Annotated in this window: 22 protein-coding genes and 1 tRNA gene; 19 read left to right on the top strand and 4 right to left on the bottom strand. The window is 38.9% G+C overall.

Going from position 1 to position 16,590, the window contains the following annotated elements:
• Positions 1-110 precede the first annotated feature (110 nt).
• The 18 genes from C5O00_RS08075 (at position 111) to C5O00_RS07990 (ending at position 14,075) form a co-directional block, all read left to right on the top strand.
• On the top strand, positions 111-857 hold the full coding sequence (locus tag C5O00_RS08075) for a DUF6090 family protein (protein WP_105216374.1): 747 nt from the start codon (positions 111-113) through the stop codon (positions 855-857).
• Positions 858-931: 74 nt separating this feature from the next.
• A complete protein-coding gene (locus C5O00_RS08070; protein ID WP_105216373.1) occupies positions 932-1,696 on the top strand; it encodes a DUF6090 family protein in 765 nt (254 codons plus the stop codon).
• Between the two features lie 34 nt (positions 1,697-1,730).
• Entirely contained in the window at positions 1,731-2,243 is a 513-nt protein-coding gene (locus tag C5O00_RS08065) for a DUF5946 family protein (protein WP_105216372.1), read from the top strand.
• A gap of 86 nt (positions 2,244-2,329) precedes the next feature.
• Positions 2,330-2,662, top strand: coding sequence for an ArsR/SmtB family transcription factor (locus tag C5O00_RS08060; protein ID WP_105216371.1), 333 nt, complete (start codon positions 2,330-2,332; stop codon positions 2,660-2,662).
• Positions 2,663-2,710: 48 nt separating this feature from the next.
• A complete protein-coding gene (locus tag C5O00_RS08055; protein ID WP_105216370.1) occupies positions 2,711-3,178 on the top strand; it encodes a DUF6428 family protein in 468 nt (155 codons plus the stop codon).
• A gap of 23 nt (positions 3,179-3,201) precedes the next feature.
• Positions 3,202-3,834: an arsenate-mycothiol transferase ArsC gene (locus C5O00_RS08050; RefSeq protein ID WP_105216369.1), complete on the top strand. Its 633-nt coding sequence runs from the start codon at positions 3,202-3,204 to the stop codon at positions 3,832-3,834.
• A gap of 3 nt (positions 3,835-3,837) precedes the next feature.
• Positions 3,838-4,878, top strand: coding sequence for an ACR3 family arsenite efflux transporter (gene arsB / locus C5O00_RS08045; protein ID WP_105216368.1), 1,041 nt, complete (start codon positions 3,838-3,840; stop codon positions 4,876-4,878).
• A gap of 89 nt (positions 4,879-4,967) precedes the next feature.
• Positions 4,968-6,428: a potassium/proton antiporter gene (locus C5O00_RS08040; protein ID WP_105216367.1), complete on the top strand. Its 1,461-nt coding sequence runs from the start codon at positions 4,968-4,970 to the stop codon at positions 6,426-6,428.
• Positions 6,429-6,516: 88 nt separating this feature from the next.
• Complete coding sequence (locus C5O00_RS08035; RefSeq protein ID WP_105216366.1) at positions 6,517-6,888, top strand: hypothetical protein; 372 nt, start codon at positions 6,517-6,519, stop codon at positions 6,886-6,888.
• 104 nt (positions 6,889-6,992) lie between these two features.
• Positions 6,993-7,487: a hypothetical protein gene (locus tag C5O00_RS08030; protein WP_105216365.1), complete on the top strand. Its 495-nt coding sequence runs from the start codon at positions 6,993-6,995 to the stop codon at positions 7,485-7,487.
• A gap of 216 nt (positions 7,488-7,703) precedes the next feature.
• Positions 7,704-8,348 (top strand): cation efflux transmembrane domain-containing protein, encoded by a 645-nt coding sequence (locus tag C5O00_RS08025; RefSeq protein WP_105216364.1) that lies wholly within the window; start codon positions 7,704-7,706, stop codon positions 8,346-8,348.
• Between the two features lie 162 nt (positions 8,349-8,510).
• A complete protein-coding gene (locus tag C5O00_RS08020; protein WP_105216363.1) occupies positions 8,511-9,221 on the top strand; it encodes a DUF4488 domain-containing protein in 711 nt (236 codons plus the stop codon).
• 175 nt (positions 9,222-9,396) lie between these two features.
• Entirely contained in the window at positions 9,397-11,166 is a 1,770-nt protein-coding gene (locus C5O00_RS08015) for a tetratricopeptide repeat protein (RefSeq protein WP_105216362.1), read from the top strand.
• Positions 11,167-11,322: 156 nt separating this feature from the next.
• The gene (locus C5O00_RS08010; protein ID WP_105216361.1) at positions 11,323-11,691 is read left to right on the top strand and encodes a DUF2200 domain-containing protein; all 369 of its coding nucleotides are present in this window, start codon (positions 11,323-11,325) and stop codon (positions 11,689-11,691) included.
• Between the two features lie 98 nt (positions 11,692-11,789).
• Positions 11,790-12,299 (top strand): DUF3124 domain-containing protein, encoded by a 510-nt coding sequence (locus C5O00_RS08005; protein ID WP_105216360.1) that lies wholly within the window; start codon positions 11,790-11,792, stop codon positions 12,297-12,299.
• Between the two features lie 95 nt (positions 12,300-12,394).
• The gene (locus C5O00_RS08000; protein WP_105216359.1) at positions 12,395-12,922 is read left to right on the top strand and encodes a RidA family protein; all 528 of its coding nucleotides are present in this window, start codon (positions 12,395-12,397) and stop codon (positions 12,920-12,922) included.
• A 275-nt stretch (positions 12,923-13,197) separates the two neighbouring features.
• Positions 13,198-13,638 carry a VOC family protein gene (locus C5O00_RS07995; RefSeq protein WP_105216358.1) on the top strand — a complete coding sequence of 147 codons (441 nt, stop codon included), beginning with the start codon at positions 13,198-13,200 and terminating at the stop codon, positions 13,636-13,638.
• 71 nt (positions 13,639-13,709) lie between these two features.
• A complete protein-coding gene (locus C5O00_RS07990; RefSeq protein ID WP_105216357.1) occupies positions 13,710-14,075 on the top strand; it encodes a DUF1801 domain-containing protein in 366 nt (121 codons plus the stop codon).
• Positions 14,076-14,176: 101 nt separating this feature from the next.
• Here C5O00_RS07990 and C5O00_RS07985 read toward each other — a convergent pair whose 3' ends face one another.
• Positions 14,177-14,458 (bottom strand): DUF2188 domain-containing protein, encoded by a 282-nt coding sequence (locus tag C5O00_RS07985; protein ID WP_105216356.1) that lies wholly within the window; start codon positions 14,456-14,458, stop codon positions 14,177-14,179.
• Between the two features lie 241 nt (positions 14,459-14,699).
• On the opposite strand from C5O00_RS07985, the gene C5O00_RS07980 reads away from it, so the two are divergent.
• The gene (locus C5O00_RS07980) at positions 14,700-15,170 is read left to right on the top strand and encodes a hypothetical protein (protein ID WP_105216355.1); all 471 of its coding nucleotides are present in this window, start codon (positions 14,700-14,702) and stop codon (positions 15,168-15,170) included.
• A 348-nt stretch (positions 15,171-15,518) separates the two neighbouring features.
• Here the strand turns inward: C5O00_RS07980 and C5O00_RS07975 are convergent.
• The 3 genes from C5O00_RS07975 to C5O00_RS07965 form a co-directional block, all read right to left on the bottom strand.
• Positions 15,519-15,591 (bottom strand) — tRNA-Met (locus tag C5O00_RS07975).
• 58 nt (positions 15,592-15,649) lie between these two features.
• Positions 15,650-15,826 (bottom strand): CPXCG motif-containing cysteine-rich protein, encoded by a 177-nt coding sequence (locus C5O00_RS07970; protein WP_105216354.1) that lies wholly within the window; start codon positions 15,824-15,826, stop codon positions 15,650-15,652.
• Complete coding sequence (locus C5O00_RS07965) at positions 15,827-16,588, bottom strand: TerC family protein (protein ID WP_105216353.1); 762 nt, start codon at positions 16,586-16,588, stop codon at positions 15,827-15,829.
• Positions 16,589-16,590 lie beyond the last annotated feature (2 nt).

The following is a 16,590-nucleotide window of genomic DNA, read 5'->3' as shown; positions in this document are numbered from 1 at the left end:
CCCTGAAAAATTTTTAGGCTGAATTAAATAAAGTTATAAGGGAATTGTATTTCAAAATGTTGAATGTTTGATCAATTAAAAATTAATATCTTTAATTTAACTAACCAGTGATGATCAAATTTTTCAGTAGCATAAGAAGGAATTTTCTTTCTGAAGGGAAAACAGCTAAGTATCTTAAATATGCCATTGGCGAAATAGTGCTTGTGGTAATTGGTATCTTGATCGCTATTAGTTTAAACAACTCCAACCAACAGAAAAATCTGAAAGAGAATGTGGACAATCAACTTAGTTTGCTAAGGCAATCTGTTTATCGGGATAGCTTGTCATTTAGTGGTTTGATTCAATACAACACAAAGCAGGCTAATAATTTGAAGCGATTGATCCAATTGATGCATACCCCGATGGACGAAGAAAATTGCAAAGAATTTGTTACAAATTACAATCAACTCATAGAGGTTCGAACCAATATTGCAGATCGTTCTATTTACGACGAAATGGTGAATTCGGGTGCTTACAGTAAGATTGAGGAACAGACATTAAAATCGCAGATTGCCAATTACTACCAATTATCCGCCCATTTCGATGAAATTATTTGGATGTATGTTAAAGATTTTCGTGCGTTCAATAATAAAGTATCGATGGATGGAACTATTTCTCTGGCTTACTTAGATGAGAATTTGACAATAAGCGAAAAGGAAAGATGTGCCTATTTCAATATACTTTTACAAAACGAAGAAAAGAAAATAATGCTTGAAAATTTATTTTATTCGGGTATCTCTACTTACGAGCAAATAAATAATCTCTATTCAGTGCTCATTCACCGAGTGATGACCGGCTTACCGGAGCACATCGAATAGATAGTTTGTAAATAAAAACCACCGTCACTTTTATACGATGATCGATCACAATTAGCTCTATTTGAATCTATGCTATGATAAAATTTTTTAGAAGAATACGTCAACGATTACTTTCAGAAAATAAAATAAGTAAATACCTCTTATATGCCATAGGCGAAATAGTGCTTGTGGTAATAGGGATCTTAATTGCCCTCGCTATAAATAACAGCAATCAGAGGCGGGTTATCGAGGAAAAAGAACAAGTTTATTTAAAGGGATTAAAAGAAGAATTTGAAACCAGTAAAGCAAAACTAACTGTGCTCACAGATATTAACCGAAAGAATTTGAGGGAGGCGAAAAAACTTATTGGCTATGCTTCTGATAATACTAAGATTCCCGATGAAGAAATGTTTTCCGAAATTTTATTTAACACCTTTTCCCCGGATATTTCTTTTAATCCAAACAACTCTCTCCTGGATGAAATAATAAATTCGGGTAGTTTGAAGGATATTTCCAACACCCGACTTAGAGTGAGATTGACCAATTGGATCTCTACGATCGAAGATGTTTCGAAACAGGAACAAGAACTTGCTATCCAACGGGAGAAAGTACTTGATATTTTTAGAAGAAACGAAAACAGCTTAAGGACTATTTTAGACTTAACAGGTGTGAATGAGGACCTTGGGATTGTAAAATTGGAGCAACCGGAAAGTAATCTCAAACTTTTGGATTCCAGAGAATTTGAGAACAACATTTTAATGTTCATACTCACCAGTAAGGGAACGGAGGAAGCACATTACCTTCCCTTGATGGATGAATTGAATACTATTCTGGATCTAATCGATAAAGAAATACAATAATCAACTGTAAAACTTGCAGTTATAGATTAGCGATATGGATGAATATATTCCATGTTTTGCCTGCGGTGCTATATCGCCCAATATTGAGGGCGAATGTCATAAATATATGCTGTCATCTCCGGGTTGCTGGGCCATGTTCGGGGAAGTCATGGCAAAAGAATACTCACATCCATTGTATTGGAAAGGCCATCAATTCACTGTAGATGCCTACGCCGCGCAACATGTGGGTAAGAAAATGGATAAAAGAGCTATCAATTCGGTACACATACATCTCGCTGCCTTGTACGCTATCTTTGAAGAAGAATTATCACTTGAAGCTGTACCCCAATTTCGTGAACTATTTTCGCACTTTTACAAGGGTAAAGACCTGCTGAAGTGGCTGGATCCCCCCAAGACTTTCGGTCCACTAACGATCTCCGAACCGTGGAAGAATGGTCATCCCGAATTGCACTTCGACATCACACGGCGATGGGCACGATCTGTCTGGGAGTCGTGGTCACACCAACACCGTACTATTGCAGACCTGGTACAACGAATAAGATCATAGCCGGAGAATTTTCAGAAAAAAAAGAAAAATAATTATGACGATATAAATATTAATCGTAATATTGCAATGAAGTAATAAATAAAAAAATGGGATTAACAAAAACCGAGATGTTTACCGATGAGCAAAATAAAATTGCTCTCTTTGCTAAAGTTTTTGGCCATCCTGCCAGAGTTTCCATTCTACAGCATTTGTTTAAAACAGACAACTGTGTGTGTGGAGACCTGGTGAATGAGATAGGCTTAGCTCAGCCAACTATTTCGCAACATTTAAAAGAGCTGAAACACCTAGGCCTAATAAAGGGAAATGTAGAAGGAACGAGTGTTTGCTACTGCATTGATCACGATAACTGGGCCGAAATGAAAGCCGTAATGTCCCAATTTCTCGATCAGGATATCACAACAAAGGAAAACTGTTGCTAAAAAAATTTGATATTATTAATTGTATAATCGCAATAAACAAATATAATCATGAACTTATCACAGATTAAATCAATTCTATCAGAGGTGAATACTATTAGTTTTCAACTGCCTAACGGCGAATTAGTTCCTAATCATTTTCACGTTACCGAAGTTGGAAAGATCAAAAAGAACTTTATCGATTGTGGCGGTACCGTAAGGAAAGAAGAGGTGATAAACTTCCAGCTTTGGGATGCCAACGACTACGATCACAGATTGCATCCGGAGAAACTACTCCATATCATCAATTTATCTGAAAAGGTCCTGGAGCTTCAAAATTCTGAAATTGAAGTAGAATACCAGGGAGAGACTATTCAAAAATTCGGGCTCGATTTCGACGGCGAAAAATTCCTGCTCACAACCAAATATACCGATTGCCTGGCAAAGGATAATTGTGGTGTCCCAGCCGAAAAACAGAAAGTAGCCCTGGCCGACCTCAGCGAAGAACCCTGTTGCTCTCCCGATGGAAATTGTTGCTAATTATTAATCCTATTTACTAAAATATGCACACAGAACCAGCTCCACTGTTTCCTGAAATAACGAAACAGATCGAAGCGTTAGACCTCTATTCTATACCGGAGGACCGCAAAGTTGCCTTACAGCCCCTGATCGAATATATTCAGCAAAAAGCTACCGAAAAGCAACAGATACGCCTCAATTTTATCTGTACTCACAATTCGCGAAGGAGCCACCTTTCGCAAGTTTGGGCGCAAACCCTGGCATACCATTACAACCTCAAAAACGTGTATTGTTATTCTGGGGGTACCGAGGCTACTGCACTTTTTCCAAAAATAGCAGATACGCTAACCCTCTCGGGCTTTCAAATTAAAACCCTTTCCGGTGATGGGAATCCGGTGTACGCTATTAAATATGCAGATAATGCGCATCCAATCCTTGGTTTCTCTAAAGTAATGGATGATGATTTTAATCCGAAAAGTGAATTCGCAGCCATCATGACCTGCAATTCGGCAAACGAAGCCTGTCCTTTTGTCCCGGGGGCAGAAAAACGCATCCCGATCACTTACGAAGACCCTAAAGAATTCGATAACACCCCTCAGCAAGACGAAAAATACCTGGAACGAAGCCTGCAGATCGCGACCGAACTTTCTTATGTTTTCTCTCAAATCAATCTTTAATCGATGGCAACAAAAAAACTGAGTTTTCTGGACAGAAATCTAACCTTATGGATTTTTGTAGCAATGCTGATAGGAGTTGGACTTGGCTATTTCTTTCCAAGCTTTCCGAATGTTATCAACTCCTTTAGCAAGGGTACAACTAATATTCCCATAGCTATTGGATTGATACTGATGATGTACCCACCTCTGGCAAAGGTTAATTATGCGTTGTTGCCGAAAGTTTTCAGAAATACCAGGATCCTTTCTATTTCCCTGCTTCTCAATTGGATCATTGGGCCTGTACTTATGTTTTTACTGGCCATTACTTTCTTGCGCGACTACCCTGAATATATGGTGGGGCTCATTCTTATTGGCCTCGCCCGTTGTATAGCAATGGTTTTGGTGTGGAACGACCTGGCCGAAGGAAGCAGTGAATACGGTGCAGGGTTAGTGGCCCTGAATAGTATTTTCCAGGTATTCGCTTATAGTTTTTATGCGTGGATCTTTATAACCGTGCTACCTCCCTATTTCGGTTTTGAAGGGGCTATTGTAGATATTTCAATTGCAACCATAGCCGAAAGCGTAGCCATTTACTTAGGTATTCCTTTCCTTTTAGGAATTTTAAGCAGGCAAATACTGATAAAATTGAAGGGCGAAGAATGGTATTCTTCAAAATTCATCCCGGCCATCTCCCCACTCACCCTGATCGCACTTTTGTTTACCATTGTGGTCATGTTCTCCCTTAAAGGTGAGCTTATTGTGGAGATCCCCATGGATGTGTTAATTATTGCCATCCCATTGCTTATTTATTTCACCCTTATGTTCATTATCGGATTTTTTGTGACCAAAGCCTCGGGTGCCACTTACGACAAAACTGCTTCGGTGGCGTTTACGGCTGCAGGTAATAATTTCGAATTGGCAATTGCGGTTGCTATTGCTGTTTTCGGACTTAATTCCGGACAGGCATTTGCTGGAGTCATTGGGCCTTTGGTTGAAGTTCCCGCTTTAATCCTGTTAGTTAGGGTTTCTTTTTGGCTTCGGAAAAAATATTTCAGGAAAGCCTGAATTTAATGCTCAAAACAACAGTGCCTTTCACTATCTTCTTAATCGAGAAACTGTACCTTTGTTAGTCTAAATTTTGAGAGCGAATAGGGATGAATTTAACCATTGAAAACATATTATTAGTAGGGTCCTTATTACTTCTCGTAAGTATTTTCGCGGGTAAGACTTCTTATAAATTTGGCGTACCTACCCTCCTGCTCTTCCTTACTATTGGAATGCTGGCAGGCTCTGAAGGAATAGGCGGTATCCAGTTTGACGACCCTAAACTCGCTCAGTTTATTGGGATAGTATCCTTAAATTTCATCCTGTTTTCAGGGGGACTGGACACAAACTGGGCTTCCGTGAAGCCCATTCTACGGCAAGGAATTGCCCTATCTACCTTAGGTGTACTTTTAACTGCAGTTTCCCTGGGCACTTTTGTTTATTATATCACAGATTTTACCATCTATGAAAGTTTATTGTTAGGCTCGATCGTTTCTTCTACCGATGCCGCAGCGGTATTTTCGGTATTAAGATCAAAAAGTATTGCATTAAAATACAACCTCAGGCCCACCCTCGAATTGGAAAGTGGAAGTAACGACCCTATGGCCTATGTCCTAACTATTGCATTTCTTACTCTAGTGATCAATCAGGACCAAAGTTTTGTTTCTATCATCCCCATGTTCTTACAACAAATGTTACTGGGTGCGATCTCGGGACTGGCTTTTGGCTATCTTAGTAAATACATCATTAATACGATCAAGCTAGACTTTGAAGGTCTCTATCCGGTATTGGTGATCACATTGATGTTTATAACATTCTCTGCAACAGATTTTATCGGAGGAAATGGATTTCTTGCCATTTATATCTGTGCGGTTTATTTAGGCAACCAGAACATTATACATAAGAAAACTATCTTAAAAATGTTCGATGGATTGGCCTGGCTAATGCAAATTGTGTTGTTCCTTACTTTAGGATTATTGGTTTTTCCTTCTGAAATCACTCCTTATATAGGAATCGGACTTCTAATTTCGGTGTTCCTAATCCTTGTGGCCAGACCGGTGGGTGTTTTTCTTAGCCTGATATTCTTCCGAATGAAACTTAGAAGAAGATTCTATATATCCTGGGTTGGGCTTCGTGGTGCAGTTCCTATTGTTTTTGCCACATACCCCCTATTGGCTGGCATAGATCGAGCTCACATGATCTTTAATATCGTGTTCTTTATTTCGGTGACCTCTGTATTAATACAAGGAACCACCCTTTCCCTGGTAGCAAAATGGTTGCATGTAGCCTTGCCCATAAAGGCAAAGAAACTTACCGCAACCGATCTGCTATTAGCAGAGAATCCCAAAGCCGAAATGCAGGAAATTATTATTACCCCAGACTGCTCTGCGGTTGATAAGAAAATTGTTGAACTAGGCTTTCCAAAAAATGCGATCATTGCCATGATCATTCGAGGCGACAGTTATATTACTCCAAATGGTGCAACTAAGATCGAAGAGGATGACACCTTGGTTGTTCTTGCCGATAGATTTGCAGTCTTTGATGAAGTCCACAAGGCCCTAAGATCGTAATGCCGGTAGCAATTCTATAATTGCCGGCCAGAATATAACGAAATCATAAAATTGTAATTCAAATCCCGAATTAAATTACATTTGCGGTGTGAAAGACAGCGTGAAACATTTTGGTGCACTCATCTTAACGGCAATTTACTGCTTCGCAGTAAGTATTGCTGCCAATGTACCTTTAAATACCGAGTTCCAAAATAACCTGAACTCAGGACAGGAACATAATTTTGCACCCACCTCACACAACTTACTATCTCACACAGTTCAATCGGAATTTTCGGTTGAAATTGTAGGCATTGATCCCGCTCCGGATACCTATGATAACACTCATAATGATACTAGCCTCTACAATTCAAAAGAATCGGTACTTAGTGCAGAATTCACTCAATACAATAATTATTCTGTAAACTTTCTTATACAACAACGGAAAGCAGACCTGCTTTTCCCCTATCACTTTTTCTGGTAATCCAATTAAGCTGTCATTCCATTACAAGGGAAATGACGTGTTTTCTTTAGGCTTTGTAATACACATTGCCTGTTCACTGTATATAAATTTTAATAAAATGAAAAATGAAATTGGATTTAGGAACCGCCATTATTGGTGGTATTACTATGTTGGTTATTGTAGTACCCATTTATATGATGATGCGGGGGCGAAAGAAAAAAGAGAAATTGATCTTGCGATCACTTTTAGAAATAGCCACGCAAAAGAAGTGTACAATAGATCATCACGAGATCTTGGGCACCAATGCGATTGGAATTGATGAAAATAACCAAATGGTTTTCTTTTACAGACAAACAGAGGACCAGACCATAGAGCAATTTGTCGACCTTAAAGCTATAGAGGATTGTAAGGTAGTAACAACCCACAGGACTATCAGTAACAAAGGAGTAAAAGAAAAGCTACTCGAACGTCTTGATCTTAGGTTTGTTCCTTCCGTTCAAGGCGAAAGTGAAATTAAGTTCGAATTTTTCAACGCAGATGATAACGTTCAATTAAACGGAGAACTACAATCGGTCGAAAAATGGTCTCAACTTATTCACGACCGTTTAATTCACAGATAGTGATTAAATTTGCCCTGTGTGTAAAAGCACAGGGCTTTAATACCTTATCCTCACAAAGCTAATAGCTTGGTTTTGACGATGAATAAGGCAGAATTAGTTTATTCAACTTCGTCCGGATCACCAATGTTTGGTGTAAATATTGATGCATTTGGCTAAGATGACGCACTATAAATACCGCTCTACGCCTAACTTCCGGCATAAAAATTAAAATGTGATATGGTGAAAACAAATTCGTCTCCCGAGATAAAATTATTCAACATAGCCTTAGGGCTTGCCATTTTTACAATTGGATATAATTTAATTGAAGGGTTGTTATCAACCTATTTCGGATATGAAGATGAGAGTCTTGCGCTATTCGGATTTGGGGCAGATAGTTTTATCGAGGTGATCTCTGGGGTTGGAATTGTGCATATGGTCCACAGAATAAAAAGAAATCCGGAGAGCAGTCGAGACAGGTTCGAAAAGTTGGCACTACAGATTACGGGATTTGCATTTTATTTGTTAGTACTGGTGTTGCTTATAACAAGTGCCTATAATATCTGGACCGGGCATAAACCAGTAACCACGTTATTTGGTGTTGTGATCTCAGGCATTTCTATTGTAGTTATGTTACTGTTGGTTTATTGGAAAAAAAAGGTGGGAAGACGATTGGAGTCCGATCCCATTATAGCCGATGCAAACTGTACCCTGGTTTGTGTATATATGTCGGTTATATTATTAATAAGCAGCGGAATCTTCGAATTGACCGGCCTTGCCTATATTGATAGTATAGGAACGCTCGGCCTGGCTTATTTTGCCTTTAAGGAAGGAAAAGAATGTTTCGAAAAAGCCAGCAGCGATAAATATTGCTCCTGCGATTAAACTATGACCATAACTGCAAATGGGCATAAAAAGACATCTTTTTTAAGTTTTCTTAAACAATTCTGCGCCAAAGTTTTAATTAACTTGTAAAATTATAAAAGCTCCACTTGCAGGCTTTTATATGATCATACATTTAACCAAAATCCGATAAATCTTCATGTCATGAAAAAAATAATTTTATCACTCGTTCTAATGATCTGCTCCGTCACTTTATATGCGCAAAGTCTCGTTGGGGCTTGGGAAAGGTATTCAACCTCCGAAAACGGAGATCGTTTAAGAAGTGTGGTCATTTTTGCTGAAGGGTACCAGGTTTTAACCACCTACGATGCCAGCACCGGAAAGTTTATTTACACCAATGGGGGCAGTTGGAAACTGGAGGGAGATACAATGACCGAAAAAGTAGAATTCGATACTTCCAATCCCGAAAATGTGGGGAAGGAAGTAAGTTTTCAGGTAGATATTTCTGAAGACGAGTTCGCCATTGTAGATCATGATATGAGATTTAAACGAATAGACAAGGGCACGCCGGGAAAATTACAGGGCGCATGGTTGATGTCTGGCCGAGTTAGAGATGGGGAAACCCAACTGCGTGACACCAGCAGACCTAGGAAAACTATGAAGGTTTTATCGGGAACCCGATTTCAATGGATAGCTTACAATACCGAAACAAAGCAATTTATGGGAACAGGCGGAGGAACTTATACTACCAAGGATGGCCTATACACCGAAAATATCGAATTCTTTTCCAGAGATGATTCGAAGGCAGGTTTGAGCCTAGAGTTCAACTATAATTTGAAGGATGGGAACTGGCATCACTCCGGATTTTCCAGTAAAGGAGACCCAATGCATGAAATATGGAGTGTAAGAGACTGATATACTTTTGTTGAATTTCCCATTTAACTATACATAGGTGAGGGTCACGGGATTAGTGAATTAACGAACTCACAATTTTCTCTTAAAAGTAATTACGAATTAAAAATAAGCGTAATTTTATCCTTCACTACGAACCATATTTTCGAATATAAAAATTTCGTTTAGTGGTGTTATCATGAGAATGGGTTCTTTCTTTAAAGAATTGAAAAGCCGAAATGTTCTCAAAGCTGCCCTGGCCTATGTGATCTTTAGCTGGGTCTCCATACAGGCGGCATCTATCTTATTTTCCATTTTCGACGTATCGAAATTCTGGTTACAATTTTTTGTGATCGTTCTAATAGTTGGCCTGGGGATCTGGCTTTCGATCTCCTGGCATTTCGAGATAGGCCCAGGAGGAATAAAACGTATTCGTACCACCGGTTCAGAAAAGCCCAAGTCCTTTCTTCGTCGCTTTTCGGTAAACTATGCCATTCTATTATTAATTACTTCCTTGATTGTTTTCTCGTCTCTTTTTATTTATCTCCATATGGAGCCGAAAACAAACGAAAACCTTGCCACTGCTACCACGAATCCGGAAGTGAAGGGCGAAAAATCCATTGCAGTTTTGGCATTTTTAGACCTTAGTCCGAACCGTGATAACGAATATTTCTCCGATGGAATTAGTGAGGAGATCCTTAATCATCTATCTAAAAATCCGGAACTAAGAATAATTAGCAGAACTTCCTGCTTTTCCTTCAAAAACAAGAACGTAGATGTTCGAACCATTGGTAAAGAATTAAATGCCAATTACGTCCTGGAAGGAAGTGTAAGACGGGTAGATAGCAACTTAAGAATTACGGTTCAATTAATACGTGCGTATGACGGCGTCCATTTGTGGTCTGAAACCTATCAAAGACAAATGGCCGATGTCTTCCAGGTTCAAGAAGATATTGCCAGAAATGTGATGCAAAATTTAAATACCAGTCTGTTCGGAAAAAAAATTGAAGAAACCCAACCTGGCGCATATACTGCATTTCTCCAGGCAAAAAACCTAAGCCTGCGTTATACTGAAGAAAGCGCCGATGCCGGCTTGAAACTAATAGACCAATCTCTGGCGATAGATTCCACTTACGCACCTTCATGGTTATTAAAAAGCAAACTTCACTTTCAGATAAAAGTATACACTAACGATAACGAGGCCTCTAATAAAGCCTTATACGCCGCCGAAAAGGCAATTTCCTTAAACCCGGACTTTGCCGAGGCCTATGCCTGGTTAGGCAGATTTAATGTTATAAATTCCAATTTCACCGATGCATTTTCATATTTCGAAAAGGCCTTGTCTCTTAATTCTGAAAGTAGTGAAGTACTTCGAAATGTATCGTCCTATCCCGCTATATCTCTGGATGATCGTATCTTGTTATTACAAAATGCTCAAACTATCGATCCACTAGACGCAGGCAATTACAGGATGTTAGCAATCTTTTACTTTTTCCAAAGTGAATTTGAACTGGCATTGGAATCCATGGACAACTACTTAAAATATCAACCCTATGGGAATGGGGACCACGGACTTCGCGGTGAGATCTTATCCTGGCTGGGATGTAAGGATGAGGCCATGATGGAAATTGAAAAAGAAGAGGATGATTTTTCTAAAGCATATAGCGATGTAATGGCGTCTCTAGTACTTGAAGTTGAAGATGCAGCCGCTAAAGTTGAGACAAACAAACACCTATTTACAGATGATCAGCCATATCTACTGGCACAAATGTATGCCTACATGAATAAAAAGGACAAGGCCTATCAATTGCTGGAAAAAGCACTCGATGTGAACGATTATGATATGTACTTTCAGTTAAAGAACGATCCGTATATGGTTCATCTAAAAGAAGAATTGCGTTATAAGGATCTGCTTAAAAAAATGAAGGTCCCCAAAACCCTGGAATTAAAACTAAAACTCCAAACCTAACATGATTCGTTCAGCGGGTTATCCTGATTCGAAGAACCAAAAACAACCACTCTTTATAAGAAAGGTGAGTTTTTAATCAGCTCAAAATTTCATTATCTTAACACTTGAAAATTTATTTCGGTTGCTTGTTAATATATCCACATTTAAACTGAAACGATGAAAGTTACACCCGAACATAACGCTAGAGTTGCGAAACTTACCTTCGCATCTGTCTATCCACATTACCTAAGCAGAGTTGAAAAGAATGGAAGAACCAAAGAGGAGCTGCATCAGGTGATCGAATGGTTAACAGGTTATGATGATGCTAAAATTAAGAAACTAATAGACGAAAAAGTAACTTTCGAAGAATTCTATGCCGGCGCTACCCTGAATCCCAATGCTCACCTTATTAAAGGAGTAATATGCGGTTATCGAATCGAGGAGATCGATAATACCTTAACACGTAATGCGAGATACCTGGACAAATTAGTAGATGAATTGGCAAGAGGGAGAAAAATGGATAAGATCTTACGCAAAGACCCATAATAAAATTGATTATCTTAGTTTGTCTAATGTAGCCTTGATGCCAACTATCTTCGGGTATATTAAATAATCGCATATTTTATTTGAAAAATCATAATTACATGAATCTTAAGTTATTATCTCTATTAGGATTACTTTTAATTTTTAGTTGTAAGGAAAAAGGCTCTGTAAGCTCCATTCATCCGGAGAACTGGACGAAACGATCGGCAAGAAATATAGAGAAAGACTCGCTTGAATATGGAAAATCCTACCTCTCTATCTACTCTCAAATTTATAGCATTTCGGAACACCGCACACATGGATTAACCGCCATGGTAAGTATGAGAAATACGAGCGATAGAGATACCATCTACCTGCTGAGGGCAGAGTATTACGATACTCACGGTAATTCAATTCGAAATTATTTTGAAGATCCGATCTTTCTGGCTCCTATGGAAACCACCGAGATCATTATCGATGAAATTGATGTAACCGGAGGAACCGGATCTAATTTTTTATTCGAATGGAAAATACCATACAATTCTCCCGAACCGCTATTTGAAGGTATAATGAATTCTACCATGGGACAACAAGGTCTATCCTTTACCACACAGGGAGTAAGGATAGAATAAGACTAATCTTTTACACAGGCATTTATACCTGAAGAATTATAAAAGTACGGGAAAGCCGAAATCCGAATTAAGTAGGCATTAAACAACCAAAAAAAATGAAAACACTAACCAACCGCAACCTTCCATCATCATTACTCATTTTAATTTGTCTCTTTGCTTTTTCGCTACAAAGCTGCGATCAGAAAGAAAAAGAAGAAGACGTAAAAGTAGAAAAGGAAGTCGTCGTTAAATCTGAAGAACCGGAATACTTCTTACTCCGCCCCGATGTTGAAAAAGCATATGGTTATTCGCATGCTGTTAAAATTGGGAATAGCATAAAAGTTTCGGGAGCTGTAAGTATGGATGATGCGGGGAATCCTACCGCCGTTGGCGATCTGGCGCAACAAATGAAGAACTGTTATGCAGATCTGGAAAAAGTATTAAATCATTTTAACTGCACCTTCGATGATGTGGTGGTAGAAAATATCTTTACCACAAATATGCCGCTATTCCTGGAGCATGCCGCCTACCGAAATGAGATCTACAAAAACCACTATCCTACAGGATCCTGGCTTGGTGTAAAAGAACTCGCCATCCCCGAATTTATGATAGAGATCGAACTGGAAGTTCATAAATCTGAATAAACTTGTACCCTGGACTACAATTCCGGTGGTCGCGATAAAATCATAATTCTAAGTTTCTCGGTGGGAGGGCTCGAAGAAGCGATCCAACATTTTCTCCCTCATCGAGTATTCGACCCTATGGATATACTTTTTAACGGGTTGGTTATTGTTTTTGCGATTGGTTTTACACTCTGTATTAGCTAGTTCCGTAATCGTTCGACTAAGTTTAAATAGGATCTTTTCTGAACTCGTTCCAACTGAACTTCTTATCTTTAACTAAACCAAACATCTTTCTCATGGCAACAATAAACAGCTATATTACATTCAACGGCAATTGCGAAGAAGCCTTTAATCTCTACCGATCTGTCTTCGGAGGTGAATTTGCAACGATCTCTAAATTCAGGGATATGCCTGATGACCCTAAGTATCCTGTTTCTGAAGAGGATAAAGACAAAATTATGCACGTCTCCCTACCAATTAGCCAGGAAACCGTGCTTATGGGAAGTGATACCGGTGCAGAATGGGGTAAACAGTTTAAGCAAGGCAATAATTTTTCTATTTCTATTAACGCCAATTCACGAGAGGAAGCAGACACATTCTTTAAAGCTCTTTCTCAGGACGGAGAGGTTGTTATGCCCATGAGCGATACTTTCTGGGAATCGTATTTCGGGATGCTAACAGATCGATTTGGAATACAATGGATGGTGAGCTATGACGACCCATCCCGTGTAAAATAAATAAAACAGTCATTTTCGGCGGTTTCTGAATTTTTAGACCGAAATTCTTATAAAATCTTCACTACAGATCTATGATAAGTCCGGACCAATTCTATGTAGACAAAGACGAACCCAACAGAAGTTGTTTGCTAGCACTGCGAAAAATGATCCTGGATATGGATAGGCATATTTCAGAAACAAGAAAATATGGAATGCCTTGTTTTTGTTATAAGAATAAAATGTTCTGCTATCTGTGGGTAGATAAAAAAACTACCGAACCTTATATTTTGTTCGTGGAAGGGAATCTCCTGGATCACCCCTCTCTGGAAGTTGGTAGCCGTAGCCGGATGAAAATCCTTCGAATACCCCCGAACAAAGATCTGCCGGTGTCAACTATTAAACTATTACTCAATAAAGCCCTGGACTTGTATAAAAATGGTATTGTTAAGACAAACTAATACGTTGCGTTAGGTAACCAAATTGAATGTTGGTCTAAATGTGGTGAGGTATTCCTTATTAAAGACTTCAGAAATTAAAAGATACTTAACAAAACCTATTGTCAATCATAGCTAATCCGGTCTCTAATCGTACCATCTGCGCGGTGTATGATGACGTCCGACTTATATTTTCTCGCCAAACTTTTGGCTTTTCGTAAGGCGGTGCTCTGCTTCCTGTGTTTAGACGTGATTCGCTTATTACCCTCTCGGCGTACAGCCCATCCATCTTTGTAAGGAACTACATGCTGATGCCAGGTTCTGTCCCTGGATTGCCTTCGTGAGCTTTCGAAAATTGCCGAGATCAACTCAACGAGTTTTAATAACCAAGATTTTTCCTTTGCCATTGACTCATTTATAAAAACAGTTTAAGATACTATTTTTAGAATATAGTTAAGGCCTTCACTTGGAAATCCGCATTGCTCTACTAAGATTAACCTGTGAAATTCGCTGGATTCAATTTCCATCGCTGCGCATTGAAAATTGGTCCAGAATAGGGGGGCTTTACAAGGAAATTAGACTTTTTATGTAAAAAGCTAACAGATTTTGATCAATATCGTTTAATAATAAACTTTAATTATTAAGCATATGAAAAACAAGCAGGGATTTGTTCGCTTAAAAACAGTCGGTGATTATTGGAAGAAAATGAAGCATGATTATAATAGACTATTACAAAACACCCATGATTCCTATGCCGCATTCGACTTTTTTATTACTGCTCATCACATGACAGATTGGTATATAAACCACAAATCTGAAAATAAAACTAAAATTCGAGATACGGTAAGTCAATTTAATACAAAAAATGACACACTAATAATCCTAGATCAAATTGCATCCAATGCTAAGCATTATAGTGCTACGGCCCCAAAGCATAAGTCTATTGAACATATCAGTGACGATTACTTTGAACCTGGATACATTGAAGATGGCTATATTATTGGCCCGATTGTAATAGAACTAACAAATGGCCAAAAATTCGAAGCAATTCAACTGGCTGAAAACGTGATGACATTTTGGGAAGAAAAATTGACTCTGAATAACATCATTAAAACCTAAAATTATCTTAACTCGTTCAAATTAGTTTTTCTTAGAAAAACATCTGTTATTCTCTTAATTTTTGTGTCTCGGAATTGATAATTTAGTAGATTTAGCTGGATTCAATTTCCATCGCTCCGCAATGAAAATTGGTCCAGAATAGGGGTGGCTTTACTTAAAGAAACCGTCAAGATTCGCTGGATTCAATTTCCATCGCTGCGCATTGAAAATTGGTCCAGAATAGGGGTGGCTTTACAAGGAAATCCGCATTGCTTCGCAATGATGGATTTTTATTTCAGAAAACCAATGAGTAAACTCCTGGTTTTCTGAAATAAAAAATCCGGTTTCTTTCAAAACCGGATTTCCTTGTAGCGGGAGCTGGACTCGAACCAGCGACCTTCGGGTTATGAGCCCGACGAGCTACCTACTGCTCTATCCCGCGATGTGGACGGCAAAGATACGAAGGATTTGTTGTTTACGCAACGTCCTTGGTAAAATTATTATTCCATGATTTTTACAGCAAACTCTTCCAGTTGCCCTTCTCTATATAATACACTTATTTCGATAGGATTACAACATACCTCACAGTCCTCTATATAGGTTTGTGAGACAGAAGGATCCAGCAACATTGAGATCTGCTCCCAGCAATAAGGACATTGAAAAAAGTGCTCATCCATTTACTCATTCTTTTCAACCACAGATTTTTTTCTATTGGCGCGTATCACCAGGGACTCTACGAAGATCGAGAATACCATAGCCGAATATATATACCCCTTGGCTATAGGCTGCTCTACAGATTCGGCAATGAGCGTGATCCCTATTAGCAATAAGAAAGACAAGGCCAGGATCTTTATGCTGGGGTGTTTATTCACAAAATTCCCAACATAATTCAGACTAAAGGCCATAAAGATCATAGACACTACAACAGCTGCCACCATGATCTCGATATGATCGGCCATTCCAATGGCCGTGATCACCGAATCCAACCCGAAAACGATATCCAGTAACCCAATTTGAATAATAGTGTTTACCAACCCCATTTTCTTGGGAACCGTTAAATTTGGGCCTTCACCCTCAACATTTTCATGGATTTCGGTAATACTTTTATAAATTAAAAACAATCCTCCCGCCAAAAGGATGAGGTCTCTGCCCGAGATCTCCAATCGTTCATGCCACTCCCCGGTTATCCCTATCAATTCACCTAAACTAAAGATGGGTTTGGTAAGTGTCATGATCCAGGTGATCGATAATAAGAGGATCACACGAGTAAATAATGCGAAAGCGAGGCCAAAAATACGGCCCTTGCGCTGTTGCTCCTTCGGGAGTTTATCGGTTTGAATGGTGATAAAGACAATGTTATCTATCCCCAGGACGATCTCCATGATAACCAGGGTAAGAAATGCCGCCCAGGCTTCGGTAGAGGTTAAGAGTTCCCACATAA

Source organism: Pukyongia salina (assembly GCF_002966125.1).
Classification (GTDB): domain Bacteria; phylum Bacteroidota; class Bacteroidia; order Flavobacteriales; family Flavobacteriaceae; genus Pukyongia; species Pukyongia salina.
The sequence above is the reverse complement of the archived record's forward strand: the minus strand, read 5'-3'. Positions and strand labels throughout refer to the sequence as shown.